The sequence below is a fragment of the Salimicrobium salexigens genome (genome assembly GCF_900156705.1).
GTDB classification, from domain to species: domain Bacteria; phylum Bacillota; class Bacilli; order Bacillales; family Halobacillaceae; genus Salimicrobium; species Salimicrobium album.
In genome coordinates this window covers 1-1,146 of sequence record NZ_FTOK01000032.1, presented here as the reverse complement: position 1 = coordinate 1,146, position 1,146 = coordinate 1, and the positions used below count along the sequence as shown (strand labels likewise).

At 42.2% G+C, this 1,146-nt stretch carries 1 protein-coding gene and 1 pseudogene; one reads left to right on the top strand and one right to left on the bottom strand.

All coding sequences use genetic code 11. The annotated features are described in order from the left end of the window. Nucleotides 1–954: pseudogene (locus tag BW931_RS13235) on the top strand (DDE-type integrase/transposase/recombinase); the annotation flags it as partial. 36 nt (nt 955–990) lie between these two features. On the opposite strand, the gene BW931_RS13230 reads toward BW931_RS13235, so the two are convergent. Continuing rightward, nucleotides 991–1,146: ATP-binding protein (locus tag BW931_RS13230; RefSeq protein WP_159435728.1), on the bottom strand; the 156-nt coding region annotated here is incomplete at its 5' end.

Below are 1,146 nucleotides of genomic sequence, written 5' to 3'. Positions count from 1 at the left end.
GAAGCAGGAGAAAGTACGATTCGCACGTATGTCAGAGAATTGAGAGACGAGCACCACATTCCCAAAGAGTTAACGCATCGCTCTTATGAAGAGATTGAGGAATTGCCGAAAGGCTATCAGATGCAAGTAGATTTCGGGGAGTCCAAAGTGAAAACGACAGAAGGTAAAATTATGAAGGTTTATGTCATTGCTTTTGTCTTATCTCATTCTCGTTATAAATACGCGGAATGGCAGGAGCGTCCTTTCACAACACGGGATGTCTTAAGGAGTCATGAGAATGCGTTCAACTATTACGGCGGGAGGACAGAAGAAATCGTGTACGACCAGGACAAGCTCATGACTGTCACAGAAAACAAAGGAAAAGTGGAGAATGTCGTGAAGTTTATCAAAATGAATTTTGCGAAAAACCGTGTGTTCCACACTATTGAAAGTTGGAATGAAAAGTGTTGGAGATGGTTGGAGAAGAAAGGGAACTATCAGGTTCACAATACAATAAAAAAGAGACCTGTCGAAGTGTTCGCCCTAGAAAAGCCACACTTACGAAAAGTCTCTGCCAAACTCTCCTTCGAGAGTTCCAACAAATCTATTATAACAAGAACCGTTCATAAGAACAATATTATCAAGTACCTCTCTAATCGTTATACCGTTCCGTTGGGAACGTATAAGCCGAACGAAGATAACATCGTGTATGTACGAGAAGAGGATGGGTGCTTGATTATCGAAAAGACTCCCGGGGGCGCCCATATAGCGACTCATCTGATTCCCCGAGGGAAAGGTGAGCTGATCAGAAACACGGATCACTCCAGAAACAAATGGAAAGGAATTGATGCCTATAAAGAAACGGTGAAAGCAGCATTCGAAGACAAGGGCATGGCCCATATATTCTTAGAAGAAATGTCTAAACGATACCCGCGTTACATAAGGGATCAGTTACAAGTGTCAACAACGGTTTGAAATTCCCTGATTTCAACGAAATCAAATTCCCTCATATCACCGCAGGTTAGCTGGCTGTATGCCAGCTTTTTTCTTTTCCCGTAATCGGTAGGAATCTCCTTTAATATTAAAGGTGGTGGAATGATGAATGAGTCGATCAAGGATAGCTGTAGCTAATACTTCGTCACCAAAAATCTTTCCCCATTCCACGTA